General features: G+C 73.2%; 12 protein-coding genes. 6 read left to right on the top strand and 6 right to left on the bottom strand.

Going from position 1 to position 17,931, the window contains the following annotated elements; genetic code table 11:
- Positions 1–73: 73 nt before the first annotated feature.
- From trmB to ABZ079_RS05655, 3 genes are all read right to left on the bottom strand, one after another.
- Positions 74–898 carry a tRNA (guanosine(46)-N7)-methyltransferase TrmB gene (gene trmB / locus ABZ079_RS05665; protein WP_356938143.1) on the bottom strand — a complete coding sequence of 275 codons (825 nt, stop codon included), beginning with the start codon at positions 896–898 and terminating at the stop codon, positions 74–76.
- 134 nt (positions 899–1,032) lie between these two features.
- The gene (gene lhgO, locus ABZ079_RS05660) at positions 1,033–2,250 is read right to left on the bottom strand and encodes an L-2-hydroxyglutarate oxidase (protein ID WP_356938142.1); all 1,218 of its coding nucleotides are present in this window, start codon (positions 2,248–2,250) and stop codon (positions 1,033–1,035) included.
- Positions 2,251–2,423: 173 nt separating this feature from the next.
- Entirely contained in the window at positions 2,424–3,848 is a 1,425-nt protein-coding gene (locus tag ABZ079_RS05655) for an MFS transporter (protein WP_356938141.1), read from the bottom strand.
- A gap of 780 nt (positions 3,849–4,628) precedes the next feature.
- Here ABZ079_RS05655 and ABZ079_RS05650 point away from each other — a divergent pair.
- The 3 genes from ABZ079_RS05650 (at position 4,629) to ABZ079_RS05640 (ending at position 10,955) form a co-directional block, all read left to right on the top strand.
- Positions 4,629–6,707 (top strand): asparagine synthase-related protein, encoded by a 2,079-nt coding sequence (locus ABZ079_RS05650; RefSeq protein ID WP_356938140.1) that lies wholly within the window; start codon positions 4,629–4,631, stop codon positions 6,705–6,707.
- A gap of 608 nt (positions 6,708–7,315) precedes the next feature.
- Positions 7,316–10,639, top strand: coding sequence for a BTAD domain-containing putative transcriptional regulator (locus ABZ079_RS05645; protein ID WP_356938139.1), 3,324 nt, complete (start codon positions 7,316–7,318; stop codon positions 10,637–10,639).
- Positions 10,640–10,730: 91 nt separating this feature from the next.
- A complete protein-coding gene (locus ABZ079_RS05640; protein ID WP_356938138.1) occupies positions 10,731–10,955 on the top strand; it encodes a hypothetical protein in 225 nt (74 codons plus the stop codon).
- 176 nt (positions 10,956–11,131) lie between these two features.
- On the opposite strand, the gene ABZ079_RS05635 is transcribed toward ABZ079_RS05640, so the two are convergent.
- Positions 11,132–11,896 carry a helix-turn-helix domain-containing protein gene (locus ABZ079_RS05635; RefSeq protein ID WP_356938137.1) on the bottom strand — a complete coding sequence of 255 codons (765 nt, stop codon included), beginning with the start codon at positions 11,894–11,896 and terminating at the stop codon, positions 11,132–11,134.
- 377 nt (positions 11,897–12,273) lie between these two features.
- On the opposite strand from ABZ079_RS05635, the gene ABZ079_RS05630 reads away from it, so the two are divergent.
- A complete protein-coding gene (locus tag ABZ079_RS05630; RefSeq protein ID WP_356938136.1) occupies positions 12,274–13,653 on the top strand; it encodes an NAD(P)/FAD-dependent oxidoreductase in 1,380 nt (459 codons plus the stop codon).
- A 131-nt stretch (positions 13,654–13,784) separates the two neighbouring features.
- Positions 13,785–15,437: a SpoIIE family protein phosphatase gene (locus tag ABZ079_RS05625; protein ID WP_356938135.1), complete on the top strand. Its 1,653-nt coding sequence runs from the start codon at positions 13,785–13,787 to the stop codon at positions 15,435–15,437.
- 38 nt (positions 15,438–15,475) lie between these two features.
- On the opposite strand, the gene ABZ079_RS05620 is transcribed toward ABZ079_RS05625, so the two are convergent.
- A complete protein-coding gene (locus ABZ079_RS05620; protein WP_356938575.1) occupies positions 15,476–16,765 on the bottom strand; it encodes an MFS transporter in 1,290 nt (429 codons plus the stop codon).
- Positions 16,766–16,875: 110 nt separating this feature from the next.
- On the opposite strand from ABZ079_RS05620, the gene ABZ079_RS05615 reads away from it, so the two are divergent.
- A complete protein-coding gene (locus ABZ079_RS05615) occupies positions 16,876–17,424 on the top strand; it encodes a MarR family transcriptional regulator (protein WP_356938134.1) in 549 nt (182 codons plus the stop codon).
- Between the two features lie 289 nt (positions 17,425–17,713).
- Here the strand turns inward: ABZ079_RS05615 and ABZ079_RS05610 are convergent.
- A partial coding sequence (locus tag ABZ079_RS05610) for a hypothetical protein (protein WP_356938133.1) occupies positions 17,714–17,931 on the bottom strand: 218 nt, incomplete at its 5' end.

Here is a 17,931-nt window from a genome sequence, read left to right as displayed (position 1 = left end):
CCCTAACGGTGACGGGGGCGAGGGGCTGGAACGGTTTGTCGGACCCGGCCGCAGTCCTGTCCGCCGGCCCTGTCTATCGGTCCCGGTGCGGTACGCGCCGGAAGAGCAGATCGTTCACCACATGTCCCTTGTCCAGTCCCTGCCCCTCGAAACGGGTCAGTGGCCGGAACTCGGGGCGTGGCGCGTAACCGCCCTCCGCCTGCGTGTTCTCGAAGTCGGGATGCGCGCTGAGCACCTCGAGCATCTGCTCGGCGTACGGCTCCCAGTCGGTCGCACAGTGCACGATCGCGCCCGGCTTCAGCCGGGTGGCGGCGAGTGTCAGGAACTCGGGCTGGATGAGCCGCCGCTTGTGGTGCCGTTTCTTGGGCCAGGGGTCGGGGAAGTACACGCGCAGCCCGTCCAGCGAGTCGGGCCGGAGCATCTCCCGGAGCAGGATGATCGCGTCCCCGTTGCCCACCCGCACGTTGGACAGCCCGTTGTGGTCGGCGAGATTGAGCAGATTGCCCTGCCCCGGGGTGTGCACGTCGACCGCGAGGATGTTGGTGTCCGGGTCGGCGGCGGCCATCTGAGCGGTGGCCTCACCCATCCCGAAGCCGATCTCCAGCACGACGGGGTTGCCGTTCCCGAACAGCTCGGCCGGATCGATGACCCGCTGCCCGTCGATGTCCAGTCCCCACTTGGGCCACAGCCGTTGCAGGGCGTCGGCCTGCCCGGCCGTCACCCGGCTGCGCCGCGGCTGGAAACTGCGGATCCGCCGCTCGAAGTGCGATCCGGCAGGATCGGCCTTCGGCCCGTCGGGAAACCGGGGCTGCCCCTTGGCCCGGGTGTGCCGAACGGAGGCACCGGGGGTGTGCGGGGCCGACGGCGGGGCTTCGGGGGTGTTCAGGGAGTCAGACACAGTAAGACCGATTTTACGGCGCCCCACGAGGGCACCCTCTCAGCCGACGGCCATGGGCGGGCGGATGGGCGAACGAGGGGCCAGGGGGCAGGCACCCTGGTACGGGGAGCCAGGGCGGGCGCCCTGGTACGGCACTACAGCGACCCGAGCAGATCAAGCACCCGGCGCCCCACTTCCCGCCCGATCGGGAGCGAAGCGGTCGCCGCGGGTGACGGCGCATTGAGCACATGCACTGCCCGCACCCCCTCCCGAATCAGGAAGTCGTCCACGAGCGTCCCGTCCCGCAACACCGCCTGCGCCCGCACCCCGGCGGGGGCCCGCACCAGGTCCCCGGACTCCACCCCGGGCAACAGCCTCCGTACCGCCTCCAGGAACGCCCCCTTGGAGACCGACCGCCGCAGCTCCCCGGCCCCGTACCGCCAGTGCCGCCGGGCGATCGCCCATGACCCCGGCCACGCCACGGTCCCGGCCAGCTCCCGGGGTCGTACGACCCCCCAGCCGTATCCCTCCCGGGCCAGCGCCGGCACCGCGTTCGGCCCGATGTGCACGCCCCCGTCGATGCCCCGGGTCAGATGCACCCCGAGGAACGGGAACGCCGGGTCCGGCACCGGATACACCAGCCCCCGCACCAGCTCAGGCCGCGCCAGCTCGTAGTACTCCCCGCGGAACGGCACGATCCGCACCTCCGGCTCGTCCCCCGTCAGCCGCGCCACCTCGTCGCAGTGGAGTCCGGCGCAGTTCACCAGCACGCGCGCGCGTACGACGTCCCCGCCGGCGGTGAGCACGGCCACGCCCCGATCCGGCCGCCGGTCCACCCGTACGACCTTCGCGCCGTAGCGGATCTCCGCACCGGAGGCCCGGGCCAGCTGCCGCGCGACCCCCACGAAGTCGCACACGCCGGTCGTACCGACGTGTATCGCGGCGAGGCCGCGCACCTCGGGTTCGTACTCGGTGATCTGGGCGGGCCCCAGCTCCCGCACCGGAATCCCGTTCTCGCGCCCGCGCTGCACGAGCGCGTGGAGCCGCGGCAGCTCCTCCCGCTCGGTGGCGACGATCAGCTTGCCGGTGACGGCGTGCGGGATGCCGTACTCGGCGCAGAACTTCACCATCTCGGCGGCGCCCCGCACCGCGTACCGCGCCTTGAGCGAGTCCGGCCGGTAGTAGATGCCGCTGTGGATGACCCCGCTGTTGCGCCCCGTCTGGTGCCGGGCCGGGCCCGGCTCCTTCTCCAGCACGGTCACCTGCGTACCCGGCGCGGCCCGGGTGATCGCATACGCCGTCGACAGCCCGACGATCCCCCCGCCGATCACCAGTACGTCGCAGTCGTACGCACCCTCCCGCACCTGCACCACCTCCCACCTCGATAGTGCACTGCGCCACTGACAGCGGCTTCAAACACGGGGGAGTGGAGCGCCCCACGAGGGGCGCGGGACCGTACCGACGTGCGGCGCCGCGTGGGCGCGCGAGACCACGGACGACCCGCGCCGCCGAAGCACGGAGACCTGGCGGACGCCGAGACGCACCCTTACGCCGACGTCATCAGAAGAGGCCGAGCCCGCTCGCGCAGCTCCACCACCCGCGGCTCGTCCCCGTACGGCTCCAGCCGATGCAGAAGATCCCTCACGTACTCCGTCGTCCGCGCCGAGGATATCCGCCCGGCCACCTCCACGGCCCGCACCCCCTGCTCGCAGGCCGCGTCCAGGTTCCCGGACTCCAGCTCGGCCACCGCCGAGACGACCAGCCGCAACCCGTGCGACCGCACGAACTCCTCCGTCGGCTTCGACAGCGCCTGCTCGGTGAAGCGCCGGACCTGCCGTGGGGCCTTCAGGTCCCGGTAGCACTCGGCGGCATCGGCGGCGAACCGGTCGTAGCCGTAGAAACCGAGCCAGGACGGGTCGCTGTCGCCCTCCCTGGACCGCTCGAGCCACCCCTCGGACGCCTTCAGAGCCGCGCCGGCCGCCTGCGCGTCTCCCGCGCGCGCGTGGGCCCGCGCCTCGACCAGCCGGAAGAAGCTCATGGTGCGGGCGGTCGCCAGCCCCCGGTTCCGTTCCAGGGCGGCCTGCGCCAGGTCGACCCCCTCGTCGCCGAAGCCCCGGTACGTCGCCTGCAGCGACATGGAGGCGAGGACGTACCCCCCGAGCGGCACATCGGCCGCCGCGCGAGAGAGCCGCAGCGCCTGGATGTAGTACCGCTGCGCGGCCTCCTGCTGCCCGGTGTCGAAGGCCATCCACCCGGCGAGCCGGGTGAGTTCGGCGGAGGCCCCGAACAGGGCACGGCCGACCTCGTCGGAGTAGGAGCCGAGCAGCAGCGGTGCCGCCTCAACCCGCAGGCACTCCGGCACCATCGACGAACGCCAGTCACCGCCCCCGTACTTGGAGTCCCACCGTCTGGCGTCCTCGGCGGCCTCCCGCAACTTCCGCACATCGCTGTGGCCGACTTTGATCGGTGCGCCCGAGCCCTCGGTGGAGCCGGCCTCCCGCGCGACCGAGCTGTCGGCGGGGGTTATCAGCCATCGTGAGGCGGGCGTTGCGTATGCGCTCACTGCGAACGACCCGGCGAGCGACTGCCAGATGCCACCGGAGCCGGCCCGGCGCCCGGCGAGGTCGAGACGGTACAGCTCCGTCGCCGACTTCACCGCCTGTCCTACGTCTCTGGGGAAGGCGAGGCCCACTTCCGGCGCGGGGTCCGCGTCCGCCAGGCCGATCTCGTGGAGCGGCACCGGGCGGCCGAGCTTCTGTCCGATGGCGGCCGCGATGAGATGCGGCGCCGCGCCCTGCGGAACCATGCCCTTCGACACCCAGCGCGCCACGGACGTCTTGTCGTAGCGAAGCGTCAACCCGCGTTGTGCGCCAAGGTCGTTGACGCGCCGCGCGAGCCCTGCGTTGCTGATTCCCGCGAGGGCGAGAACGGCGCCGAGTTTTTCGTTCGGCCCGCGTTGCTCCCTGGACATGCGCCACCCCTCGACACAGACGGCTGCCGCGCTGGCATAACCGTGCGGCATTCGTAAACACAGCGTAGTTCGCCGCATCCCAAGCGTTAAGGGGCATTGTTCCGGTTGGCGGGATTGTGGTCCGTACGGAAGCGCGGTCCTGTACGCACCGTGCACGGCATGTCGCCGCGTGCCCCCGCCCGTGTGGCCATGCGCCCGTCCGTGCGCTCTTCTCCGGCCACCGGGGGAGCGGTTCCATGGCTCTTGCGTGGGTCGGCCCGCTGTACTGGATCCAGTGGGCTGGGGGACACCGCCACCTTCATCCCCGCGGGTGGCGGACCGGTCCGGGAGGCGATGCCCGCCTCCCGGACCGTGCGCGTGTGTGCTTGGCCGCACGCTCCGCAGGCCTGTACGGAGCGTGCTCAAAGCGAGCCCCGCTCCGTTTATTTGGCCGAAAATCGACCCAGCCTCGCCCGGTGGATTGCCGCCCCCGCCATGCAACTTGAGGGCGCGCAAGGCGTTTTGGGGGAGCGTACCGGGGGCGCATTCGTGTCGCACGTGCAGGGCCCTCCGGAACCGGGGGCGTCCCGCAACCGTCAACCGCCCTCCCGCTCCCGGTGACTCCCGCCCGGCTTCCCTCGCGGCGTCCCCTACGCTTCCCGCACAGTCCCCCCGGCATCCCTCCCTGGATTTCCCTCGATCGAAGGCCGCGCCACCGCCCCTCCATGGCGGGTCCTTCATGGCAGCATGGGGACCCGGTTCGTAGGGTGCACTGGTGGTCCACAGCCTGTGGAGGCGTCGATGCGGTGGTTGGTGGGTTGGAGCAGCACCGCCGCGGGCGCCGCCGGGATCGGCACCGCGGGCGCCGTGGGGCACGACGGCGAGACCCTGCACCCGGTCGGCTCCCATCTCCTGTGGGGCGACCCGGACCCGCTGTGGGCGGTCGGCGACTGGCGCCCGGACGAGGTGCGCGTGGTGCACGCCGACGGGCAGAACCGGATCGCCGTTCTCGGCATCTGCGGCGCCTCCGACGAGGAACTGCGGCGGGGACTGTTCACCGCGCGCGGGGGCGCACTGCGTCATCTGACGACCTGGACCGGGAGCTACACGGCCGTCGTGCAGGTGGGCCGCCGCATCACCGTCTGCGGTGACCTCGCGGGCGCCCGCCCGGTGTTCCACACTCCCTGGGCCGGCGGTACGGCCTACGCCACCGCCGCACTGCCCCTCGCCGACCTCATCGAGGCCAATCTCGACTTCGGGCACCTGGCCGCCCTGCTCGCCGCCCCCGACGTACCGGCCGCGCTGCGCGACACCACCCCGTACGACGGCGTGCGGCGCATCCCGCCGGGGCATGCGCTGGTGCTGCGCGCCGGGGCGCGCGAGATCGTCGGATACGAGCCGGTCGCGTCCCTCGCCGTGGCCGCGCCCCCTGCCGACCCCGACCGCGCCGTGGACGCCGTACGGGACGCCCTCGTGGAGGCGGTCCGCACCCGGCTGTCGGCACCCCGGCACGTGCCCGACCTCGACCCCGGGCCGGTACCCGGCATGGGCCCCGCCGAACGGCGGGCCGCGCGCGGCATGCCGGTGCCCGGCATCGGCGCCGACCTGTCCGGCGGCCCGGCCTCCGGCACCCTCGCGCTGCTGGCCGCCGGGCTGCCCGGCCGACCGGGCACGCTCCTCGGCCACGGCACGGGCGCGGGCGAACGGCTCCTCGCCGTCACCTTCAACGACCTCGCCGTGGGCGGCCGCGAGGCCGAACTCGCACGCGCCGGCACCCTCGCCGCCAATCCCCGCCTGCACCACGTCGTGGTCACCGGCGGCGAGGAGAGCCTGCCGTACGCCGACCTCGACGGCCCCCTCACCGACGAGCCGGGGCCCTCGCTGGTCTCGGCGGTCCGGCACCGCGCCCGGCTCGCCGCCGGCAGCGCCGACCACTTCACCGGCCACGGCGCCCGCCAGGTCCTGGACGCCCACCCCGCCCGCCTGGCCGACCTCCTGATGGACCGCCAACGCCGCCACCTGGTCCGGCCCGTCGCCGCCCTGGCCCGGGCCGACGGCTCGGTGCTGGTCCCCGCGCGCGTGTACGGCGCGGCCCGGCGGCTCGCCCGCACCCCGTACCGCGCGGGCATGGAGGCGCTGGCCGAGCGGCTGATGCGGCGCCGCTTCGACGAGCCCAAGGGGGCGGTCGGCGCGTCCCTGGCCTCGTTGACCTGGGCCAGACCCGGGCCGGCCGCGCGCTGGCTGACAGGTGAGGCACTGGCTGAAGTATCGGTTCTGCTGCAGAGCGCGGCAGAGCGCTCCGCCACCGGGCCCGACCGGCGGCCCGGCGACCACCGCGCGCGTGCGGCCCTCACCCGGTATGCCGCCGATCTGCGCGTCCTGGAACAGGCCGCCGAGATCCGCTCCCAGCGCCTGCACGCACCCTTCCTGGACAACCAGGTGGTCCGCGCCTGCCGCGACCTCCCAGAGGCGCTGCGCGTCCAGCCGGGCGCCCGTGCGGCCATCCTCCGTACGGTCCTGGAAGGCGCCGGCGTCACGGAACTCCCACCCGGCTGGGGCACCCCCTCCCATGCCTCCTCCGCGGCCGCCGCGCGCGCGGGCCTGCGTGTGGCGGCCGACCCCCTGCTGGACCTCTTCTCCACCCCTCTGCTGGCCGACGCCGGCCTGGTGGAGGCCCGCGTGGTCCGCAAGGCCCTGCGCGCGGCGGCCGCGGGCGAACCCCTGCCCCTGGACGGCCTCGCCGACCTGGTCTCCCTCGAACTCTGGCTCCGCCGCCTCCTCTCCCGCCGCGGCACCTGCTGGACCGGCACCCCGGCCCGCGCCCGCGCCGTGCCCTCCGGGATCCAGCCGAGGAGGGGTGCCTTGGCACCGGGTGCCTGAAGGGCAAGGGCACGGCCCCGCCGACCCGCCGTAGACGACCGCGGGTTCCTCGTGGCCGCCCGCGCGGTTCCCAGCGCCCCAGCCGGTCGCAGCACCGCCGACTGCGAGCCCGCCGTGGCCGCGGACTGCTGTATCGCCGGCGCGTGGCACGTGGCCCACGTGGCTGCGGGCCGTCGTGCCGTCGTGCCGTCGGGGCGGTACCCACGCGGCAGTGGCGGTCATGCCCGCGAAACCGCGGGCCGCTGTATCGCCGGCGCGTGGCTCAGATGGCTGCGGGCAGTCGCGCCGCTGGGGCGGCACGGGTGGGTGCAGCGGCACCCGGCCGGCGCCGGCAAGCGCCCGGACCCGGCCGGCCACCGGTGTCTGTTGCGTTCCGTTGCTCGCGACCGTCTCGCCGCAGCACCGGTGTCTGTTGCGTTCCGTTGCTCGCGACCGTCTCGCCGCAGCACCGGTATCTGCTCCGCCCCGTTCCCCACAACCGTCCCGGCGCAGCACCGGTATCTGTCCGCCCCGGTCCCCACACCCGCCCGGCACGGCCCACCGCACCGATCACCCGCCCCCTCGAAAACCCCCGTGCCCCGCCCCCGGCCCCCCGCGACAATGTCCGGGTGCGGTACAGAATCCTCGGCCCGACCCGGGCAGCAGACGACCAGGGCACCCCCCTGCCCATCGGCGGCCAGCGCCTCCGCACGCTCCTCGCCGCTCTGGCCCTCCGCCCCGGCCGCACCACCACCCCCGAAACCCTCATCGGCGAGGTCTGGGCGGACGACCCGCCCCAGGACGCCCCCGCCGCCCTCCAGGCCCTGATCGGCCGCCTCCGCCGCACCCTCGGCCGGCACACCATCACCTCCACCCCCGGCGGCTACCGCCTCGAAGCCACCGAGGAAGACGTCGACCTCCACGTCTTCCAGCGGCTCACCCACACCGGCACCAAGGCCCTCGCCGACGACGACCCGGCCACCGCGCACCGCACCCTCACCCAGGCCCTCGCCCTCTGGTACGGCCCGGCCCTCGCCGACCTCCCCGACCGCACCGCGGCCACCCGCCCGGAGGCCCTGCGCCTGGAGGCGACCCGCGCCCGCGCCGCCGCCGCCCTCGACCTCGGCCGCGCCCAGGACGTCGTACCGGAGCTGAGGGAACTGACCGCGGCCCATCCGTACGACGAACCCCTGCACGCCCTCCTCATCCGCGCCCTGCGCGACACGGGCCGCCCGGCCGACGCCCTCGCGGCCTACGGGTTCGCCCGCCGCACCCTCGCCGACACCCTCGGCACCGACCCCGGCCCGGAACTGAGGTCTCTGCACGCCTCGTTGCTGAAACCGCAGGAACCGGCCCCGGCGGCCCCGGCACATCCACCGGTGGCGCCGGCCCACGCCCAGCCCCCCGAGCGCACCGGCAATCTCCGCCCTCGCCTGACGTCCTTCGTCGGCCGGGAACCGGAACTCGAAGCCATTCGTTCCGATGTGCACAGGGCCCGCCTGGTCACGCTCACCGGACCGGGCGGCTCGGGAAAGACCCGCCTCGCCGAGGAGGCCGCCGCAGGGCTCTCCCAGGCGTGGCTGGTCGAGCTGGCCCCGCTCGACCACCCGGAGGCGGTGCCAGGCGCGGTGGTCAGCGCGCTCGGCCTGCGTGAGACCCTGCTGCTGACCAACGACCTGGCGACCGGTCAGGCCGACCCCACGGCCCTGCTGATCGAGTACTGCGCCCCGCGCAGCAGGCTCCTGATCCTCGACAACTGCGAACACGTCATCGGCGCGGCCGCCGCCCTCGCCGAGACCCTCCTCACCCACTGCCCCGGACTCACGATCCTCGCGACCAGCCGTGAACCCCTGGGCGTCCCCGGTGAGTCGGTGCGCCCGGTCGAGCCCCTCGTCCCGGACCAGGCGCACCGCCTCTTCGCCGATCGCGCGAAGGCCGCCCACCCCGACGCCGACGCGGTGCTCGCCGACACCGAGGCCGTGGCGGAGATCTGCCGCCGTCTGGACGGGCTGCCGCTCGCCATCGAGCTGGCCGCCGCCCGGCTCAGGCTGCTGACCCCACGGCAGATCGCCGACCGGCTCGACGACCGCTTCCGCCTGCTCACCACCGGAAGCCGCACGGTGCTGCCCCGCCAGCAGACCCTGCGCGCGGTCGTCGACTGGTCCTGGGAGCTGCTGGACGAGCCGGAGCGCACGGTGCTGTGCGAGGTTTCGGTGTTCGCCGGCGGCTGGGACCTCGCGGCGGCCGAGGCCGTGTGCACCGGCCCGGCGGCGGACCTGATCGGGGCACTCGTGGACAAGTCCCTCGTCGTCGCCGCCCCGCACGGATCGGACGGTGACGCCTGCGCGAGCGGCATGCGCTACCGCATGCTGGAGACCATCCACGAGTACGCCACCGAGCGCGCGGCCGAGGTCCCCGGCCTGCGCGCCGCGGCCGAGCGCCGGCACCGCGCGTGGGTGCGGGCGCTGGTCGAGGAGGCCGAACCGCAGCTGCGGTCCGCGGCCCAGCTGCCCTGGATCGCCCGCCTGGAGACCGAGCTGGACAATATCCGGGCGGCCCTGGACCGTGCCGTGCGCGCCGGCGACGAGGCGGAGGCCGGCGCGATCGCCCTGGCCATCGGCTGGTTCTGGTGGCTGCGCAACTACCGCCAGGAGGCGGCGGCCTGGGTACGGCTGGTGCTCCGCCTCGGTGTGGCCCTGGACGGTCTGCCCGCGGGAGCGCCGGCGAGCGACCTGATGGCACGGGTGGAGTCCGCCGACCCGGTGGGCGCCTTCCTCGCCGCCCCCGACGGCGAGGCCGGGCACCCACTGCGCGGATTGCGCATGGACCTGCGGATGCTCGACCTGTTCCTCACGTCGGAGTCGGGCACGGAGCACCTGGGCGCCGACGAGCGAGCCCCGGAGTACGTCGTGCGGGTACGGGCCGCCTACGAGCACGGCGGTCCGCCGGCCGCCCGGCTCCCCGGCATCGTCTGGCCGCTGACCACCTACTACCTGGGCGGCCCGGCGGACGCCGGCCCCGACATGGCCGCTTCCGTCGCCAACTGCCGCAGACACGGCGGTGACTGGGAGGTCGGGGTCTCCCTGATGTACCGCACCCACGTCGCCGTCGACTCCCCGGGCAACCTGCGGGGCGTGGACGAGGACCTGGCCGAGCTGCGGACGCTCAGCCGGCGCGTCGGGGACCGCTGGATGCGGGCGCAGGTGTGCAGCGCGGCCGGGGAGGCGGCCATGGTGCGCGGCCGGTTCGAGGAGGCACGCAGCGAGTACGAGGAGGCGCTGCGGCTCGCCTACGAGGTGGGGGCGTACGCCGAGTCACCGTTCCTGATGGCGAGGCTCGCCGAGATCGCCTACCGCTCCGGCGACCGGGACACCGCGCTGGCCGCCCTGGACGAGGCAGGGGCGGCCGCCGACCGGTACGCGGTGCCGGAGTCACGCGCCTTCGTGCTGCTGATGCGCGCCCACATCGCGCTGGGCGACGGCCAGCCGGCGCGGGCCCGTGAGCTGTACGAGGCGACCTGCGCGGTGACGCACGGAGGCACCCCGCCACCGCAGTTCGTGGCGGCCCTGCGGACGGTCGAGGCGCGCCTCGCGGCCGACGAGTCGGGCCCGGCGCATGGCCTCCCGGTGGTCGCCGAGGCGCTGAGCGAGGCCGTGGCGCGGCGGTGCGCCGAGTCGATCACGGCGGGTCTGGTGGACACGGGCGCCGGTCTGCTGGCCCGGCTCGGCGATCTTCCGGGCGCGCTCCGCTTGTTTGCCGCAGCGGACCACTGGCGTGACGGCCGGCTACGCCCCGAGCCGGAGCGCAGTGAGGCCGCCCGGGTGCATGCCGGTGCCCGCGCGGCCCTGCCCGCCGAGCGTTTCGCGGCCGAGCGCGCCCGCGGCGCGACCTTCGATGTAGCGGACGTCCTGCGCGAGCTGCGCGCGAGGACGGCGGCTGCCGAGGGCCGTTAGGCCGGCTACCGGCACCCGCACCGGTCCTCACCCCCGCGCCCGCCCACGGCGAGTACGCGCGGCTGGGTAAGCACCGGCCTCATCTTGGGCCGTGGCCGATGGCGGAGGTGTCCGACGGGGGGCATCCGCACCCGCACCGGTCCTCACCCCGCACCCGGCCCACGGCGAGTACGCGCGGCTGGGTGAGCACCGGCTTTATCTCTGGCTGTGGCCGACGGCGGAGGTGTCCGACGGGAGCCACCCGTACCGGCACCGGTTCTCGCTCCCCGCTGTCGCCCACGGCGAGTACGCGCGGTTCGGCGAGGGCTGGCCCTGACCCCGCACCCGCCCCCGGCGGATACTCGCGGCCCGCCACGTCCCCGCGTCACCACCCGCAGTCGCCGACGGCGAATACGCCCCACGGGGGCCACCCGCACCCGACCGCGATAGCCGCACGGGGTGCGGGTGGGACCCGAGGCCTGCCGAAGGCGAAGCCGAGGCGGGCGGCACCAGCTACGCCGGCCGGGACCGCAGCCCCTCCAGCAGGATGTCCAGCAACCGCGCAGACGCCGCCGCCTGCTGCGCAGCATCCGGCAGCGACGGCGCCGCCGTGGCGATCACGAGCAGTACGTCGGACACGGACACATCCGCCCGCAGCTCACCCGCCGCCCGCGCCCGCTCCACCAACTGCCCGACCACCTCGAGCAGCGCCCCGGCCGCGGAGCCGTCGGCCACCACCGCAGCCTCGTCCGCCACCAGCCGCAGCTCACCGGCCTCCGGTTGCACCCGTTGCTGAGGCACCCGTGGCTCTTCCACGGAGCCGACGGAGCCGACCGAACCGTCGGAACTCACCCGCAGCACCTGCGGCGGCAGCAACCGCCCCGCCCCCGACGCCACGGACGTCCGCAGGAACCGGGACAGTGCCGACCACGGCTCCTCCTCCTGCCCCAGCGCGGTCCGCGCCTGCTCGGCCAGCCGCGCCGTCTCCTCCTCGGCTATCCGCCGGACCAGCACGTCCTTGCTGGGAAAGCGCCGGTACACCGTGCCGACCCCGACCCGCGCGCGCCGCGCCACGTCCTCCATCGGCGCGCCGTACCCCAGCTCGCCGAACACCTCACGCGCCGCACGCAGCACGTGCTCCAGATTGCGCTGTGCGTCCACGCGCAGCGGCGTCGTACGCGCCTGGTCCGCGCGTCCATTGCCCGTCGCCGCGCTCATCACACCACCACCGGGTGCGATGGCGGCTGCGGATGACCAATGCGTGTCCTGAACATGCATGTGTTCCCCCGGTAATGACGTCTCCCCCCGGAGACTCTCCCCGCCACTGAATCGGGAGTGCGCGGAACTGGCGTCGGTCTCGACCGGGACCGCCCGTCGCGGACCCGTTCGGCCACATTCCCTACACTCCGTCGACACACGAACATAGTTGAGAGACAGTCAATTCAGAAGGGGCAGGTTCCGCACAGTGCGCCCCCCGATCGGAGTACGGGGCACGTACGTCCTGATTCCGCCCCTTCGCGCCCTGTGATCCGCCCCCGCTGACCTGCCCCCTTTCGTCCCGCACGGGCACCGCGGGCGGCTGAGCGCACACCCGGCCGTCAGTCACACAAATTGCCGGGGCTGTGGACAAACAACAGCGCCGGGTGCGTCATGGGATGGTGAAGGAACGTGCGCGCATTCTGGTTGTCGGCGGCGGCTACGTCGGGATGTACACGGCCCTGCGCCTGCAGCGGAAGCTGAAGACCGAGCTCAGACGGGGTGACGTCGACATCACGGTCGTCACTCCCGACCCCTACATGACGTATCAGCCGTTCCTGCCCGAGGCGGCCGCCGGTTCGATCTCCCCTCGCCATGTCGTCGTACCGCTGCGCCGCGTTCTGGACCAGTGCCACGTCGTCATCGGCGAGGTGACCTCCATCGACCACGCGGTGCGCACCGCCGCCGTCACCACGCTCGCCACCGCCGAGGAGGGCAAGGCGGCCGAACTCCTCGGCTACGACGAACTGGTGCTCGCCCCCGGCTCGATCTCCCGCACGCTGCCCATCCCCGGCCTCGCCGAGTACGGCATCGGCTTCAAGACCGTCGAAGAGGCCATCGGCCTGCGCAACCACGTCATCGAGCAGATGGACATCGCCTCCTCCACCCGCGACCCGGCGATCCGCGACGCCGCCCTCACCTTCGTGTTCGTGGGCGGCGGCTACGCGGGCGTGGAGGCGCTCGGTGAACTGGAGGACATGGCCCGCTACACCGCGCGCTACTACCACAACGTCCGCCCCGAGGACATGAAGTGGATCCTCGTGGAGGCCTCCGACCGCATCCTTCCCGAGGTCGGCGAGGAGATGGGCCGCTACACCGTCACCCAGCTGCGCCGCCGCAACATCCAGGTCCTGCTGAACACCCGCCTGGACTCCTGCGCCGACCGCGTCGCCGTCCTCAGCGACGGCCAGCGTTTCCCGACCCGCACACTCGTGTGGACCGCCGGGGTCAAACCGCACCCGCTGCTCGCCGCCACCCATCTGCCGCTCACCGACCGCGGCCGCCTCAGGTGCACCGCCCGGCTGACCGTCGACGGCGTGGAGCACGCCTGGGCGGCGGGCGACGCGGCGGCCGTCCCGGACGTCACCGCGGCCGAGCCCGGCGCCGAGACCGCCCCCAACGCCCAGCACGCCGTCCGCCAGGCCAAGGTCCTCGGTGACAACATCGTCCACGCGCTGCGCGGCGAGCCCCTCGAGACGTACGCGCACAAGTACGTCGGTTCCGTCGCCTCTCTCGGGCTGCACAAGGGCGTCGCCCAGTACTACGGGCGGAAGCTGAGGGGCTACCCTGCCTGGTTCATGCACCGCGTCTACCACCTGAGCCGGGTGCCCACCTTCAACCGCAAGGCCCGGGTGCTCGCCGAATGGACCCTCGCCGGGCTCTTCAAAAGAGAGATCGTCTCGCTCGGTTCGCTCGAACATCCGCGGGCGGAGTTCGAACTGGCGGCCGGTGGAAAGCCTCCGCACAGTCCTTCGGACGACCCGAAGGGGTCGTCCTGACGGGACCGAGGAACTCCACGCTCCGCCCAGGCGTCTGACCGATGTCGCCGCGGCCCGCCACCTGCCAGACTGCCCTACGTCCTCTGACGGGCCACCCGCCCGCCCTCAGCACCCGCGAGGCTTTTCCCACAGTGAACTTCACGCGCTGGAGCGCCCGGCTCCCCGGAACGCAGCGCCGCGCCGCAGCGCGGACCGAGACCCCGGTCCCCCCGGACCGGCGGGGGGAAGGGGCCGTGCCCGCGGCCCGCGCCGAACAGCAGCCCGACGGGAGACCCCCGGTGCCCTCCGTCGACGAACTGCCCGCGCGTGACGTCCTCGACCGCGTCCCGGCACTCGTCGCCCTGGTCCACGGCCCCGACCACCGCATCGCCTACGTCAACGACGCCTACACGGCGGCCTTCGGCGCCCGAACCACCGGCGCGCCCGCGCGCGAGGCGCTGCCCGAACTCGCCGAACTGGGCCTGCTCCCGCTCCTCGACCAGGTGCTGCGCAGCGGCAAGCCCCGCACACTGAAGTCCCGCAAGGCCGTCGACGGCCGCTCGTACACCTTCACCTGCACGCCCGTCACCGAGGGCGGTGACCGCGACGGCGGCGTACTCGTCTTCGCCACGGATGTCACCGACCACGCCGAGGCCGCCGGACGCCTGCGGGCCAGCGAGCGCGGGCAGCGCGAGACCGCCGTCACCCTGCAACGCTCCCTGCTCCCGCAGGAACTGGAACAGCCCGACGACCTGCGCATCGCCGCCACCTACCAGCCCGGCGGCACCGAGGCCGCGGTGGGCGGCGACTGGTACGACGTCATCACCCTGGGCGGCGGCCGCACGGCCCTGGTCATCGGCGACGTCATGGGCCGGGGAGTGCGGGCGGCGGCGGTCATGGGACAGCTGCGCACCGCCGTCCGCGCCTACGCCCGCCTCGACCTGCCCCCGCACGAGGTGCTCCAGCTCCTCGACGGTCTCGCCGCCGAGATCGACGCCAACCAGATCGCCACCTGCGTCTACGCCGTCCACGACCCCAACGAGGGCCGCCTGGTGTACGCCTCCGCGGGACACCTGCCGATCCTGGTCCGCGACGAGAACGGCACGGTCTCCCGCGCCGACGAACCGACGGGCCCGCCGCTCGGCACCGGCGGCTGGCTGCACGCCTCCGGCTCCATCGCGCTCGGCCACGGCGCCACGGCCGTCCTCTACACCGACGGCCTGGTCGAGCGCCGGGACGCGGACCTGGACGAGGGCATCGCCGCGCTCGCGGGTGCCCTCGCGGGCGCGACCGGCACCCCGCAGGTCGTCTGCGACCGCCTGGTCCGCTCGGCCGGCGTCACCGCCGACCACGACGACGACGTGGCCGTCCTCGTCCTGCAGCACCCGGCGCGTACCGGACCCGAGAGCGATCTTTTCCGCAACGCGGCCCTGGAACTCCTCGGCGGAGTCGAGGCGGCCCCCCGCGCGCGTGCCTTCGCCTCCGGCGTCCTCGCCAGCTGGCGCTTCCCCGCCGAGCTGCACGATCTAGGCGTCCTCGCCACCAGCGAACTGGTCGCCAACAGCCTCCAGCACGGCACACCACCCATGCGGCTCCGGCTCCGCCGCACCGACCGCCGCCTGATCATCGAGGTGACGGACGGCGACGATCACCTGCCGCGCCGCCGCCGCGCGGAGCCCGGCGACGAGTCCGGCCGGGGCATCGCGATCGTGGCGACGATCGCCTCCAGCTGGGGCTGCCGCCGCACCCCGGGCGGCGGCAAGGCGGTGTGGTGCGAGTTCGTCCTGCCCGAGGGCAAGCGCTGACCCCACCGCCACCGCCTCGCGGCACGTGGAGCACCTGCTCACGCCTCGGCGGCCACCGGCTCCGCGGGCGCCCCGCCGCGCGTGACCACCCGGCTGCCCCGCGCCGGCCACGGCTGGTCCTGTACGGCGGTGAGCCGCCGCCCCAGCCGCAGCGCCAGGTAGGTGATGCCCAGAGAGAACAGCAAGAAGGTCACGATGTACGGCGCGTGCAGTGAGGCCCCCATGGGGCCGCCCACGGCCGGACCGACCGCCAGCGCCAACTGCTTGACCAATGCGAACGCCGAGTTGTACTGCCCGGCCATGCCCTCCGGCGCCAGATCGGCGACCAGCGGCGCGAGCGTCGGCGACAGCATCGCCTCGCCCAGCCCGAACAGGGCGTACGTCGACACGAACGCGGCCGTCGCCATCTCCTGGCTGCCGTGGCCCAGCCCCGCGTACCCGGCGGTCAGCCAGGCAACGGCCCAGATCAGCCCGACCCCGGCGATCACCCGGGACCGTCGACGCCGCTCCACGAACTTCAGTACGGCGAACTGGGCGACCACGATCACCAGCGTGTTCGCCGCGAGCGCCGTACCCAGCGCGGACGTGGACATCCCGGCCGCCTCCACGCCGTACGCGCTCAGCCCCGCCTCGAACTGGCCGTAGCAGGCGAAGAACAGCACGAAGCCCAGCACGGACAGCTGCACCATCGCCCGGTTCCCGAGCAGCTGCTTCCAGCTGCCCTTCACCGACCGCGCGGGCGCGTCCTCCATCCGTGGCGAGTGGGGCATCCGCACCGTCGCCATCACCACGACCAGCAGCAGGAACATCGCCGCCTCGATCGCGAACAGCAGCGTGAACGAGGACACGCGCGTGGTGTCGACGAGGTGCCCCCCGATGAGACCACCGACCCCGAGCCCCAGGTTCTGCAGGAAGAACTGCGTCGCGAACGCCCGCGAGCGAGTGTCCGCCGACGAGCAGTCCACGATCATCGTCGCCAGTGCCGGCTGCATCACGGCCTGTCCGGCGCCCAGCGCCGCGGCGGACAGCAGCACGGTGGCGGCGCTCCCCGCGAGTCCGAGGCTCAGCGCCCCGAGAGCGGCGGTCATCAGGGCGGCGAGCAGGACCGGCAGCGGGCCGCGCCGCACGATCGCCCTGCCGGCGAACGGCAGCACGATCAGCGCGGCCACGGCGAAGACGGCGAGCACGAGTCCCGCCGTCATGGCTCCCAGACTCCGCACCTGCGCCACGTAGACGTACAGGTAGGGGACCGTGAAGCCCAGCCCGAACGCGCTGAGTGCGTTGCCCACGTGGATCCGGCGCATCGCTGCGCCCATCGCCCTGGTCACGTTCACCTCTCTCACTAGTTAGACCTGAAGACTTCAAAGCTAAAGTTCGAAGCTAAAGAGTACACATATAAGGACTTCAAGGCAAAGCGCCTGCGTGCCATACTGCGGCCATGGCCGACACCCCCGGCGTCACAGAGCCGACGCTCGAAGAACAGATCGCCGCGTACCAGCGTGAGTTCCAGGACCTCGACCCCCAGGTCGAGAAGATCGTGTCGGCGTTGTCCCGGCTGAACCGCCGCATGAACGTCGCCTACGGCCGCCAGACCGCGGCCCTCGGCATCAGCAACGCCGAGTGGGAGGTCCTCAAGGCGCTCGTCCTCTCGGGCGCCCCGTACCGGATGGGCCCGGGCGACCTCGCCAAGCGGCTCGGCCTCACCCCGGCCGCGATGACCCACCGGATCGACCGCATGGTCACCGAAGGCCTGGTCACCCGGGAGCGCGACGAGACCAACCGCGTCCGGGTCATCGTCGAGCTGACCCCCGAGGGCCGCGAGAAGTGGCTCGAGGCGATGCGCCTGGCGACCGTCTTCGAGGAGGACCTGCTCCAGGACCTCAGGCCGACTGAGCGCGCGGCGCTCGGCGAGGTCCTGACCCGGCTCCTGCGTAGGGTGGAACACGCGCAGCCGGACGCCGGCGGCCGGCTCACCGACCTCGACTGACGTCGCCCTAAAAGATCTTGACAAGGGGTGCTTGACACGCCCCTGCTGGTTCCGTAGGGTTCTTCGGGTTGCCGCGGAGCCGTAACGGTTCTTCGGTAGCACCTCAGCCGCCCCGAGCGGCACCCCTCACACCATCAGCACGATCTCCCGACCGGGTTGATTTCGCTTGCCGGAATTCAATTCGAATAGGGACTCGGCGGCCCGATTGGGAATCGCCGGGCGGATCCGCTAAGGTTTGAGACGTCGGAACGGCCCAAGGGCCGGGAAGGCAAAACCCCCTGACTGGGAGTCAGACGCCGAAAGGATCTGATAGAGTCGGAACCGCCGGAAAGGAAACCGCGAGAGCGGAAACCTGGAAAGCACCGAGGAAATCGGGTCGAGAAAAGATCTGATAGAGTCGGAAACGCAAGACCGAAGGGAAGCGCCCGGAGGAAAGCCCGAGAGGGTGAGTACAAAGGAAGCGACCGTTCCTTGAGAACTCAACAGCGTGCCAAAAATCAACGCCAG

The sequence above is a fragment of the Streptomyces sp. NPDC006314 genome (assembly GCF_040613075.1).
Lineage (GTDB): Bacteria > Actinomycetota > Actinomycetes > Streptomycetales > Streptomycetaceae > Streptomyces.
Note: the sequence above shows the minus strand (reverse complement) of the source record. Positions and strands in the feature narration are given on the sequence as shown.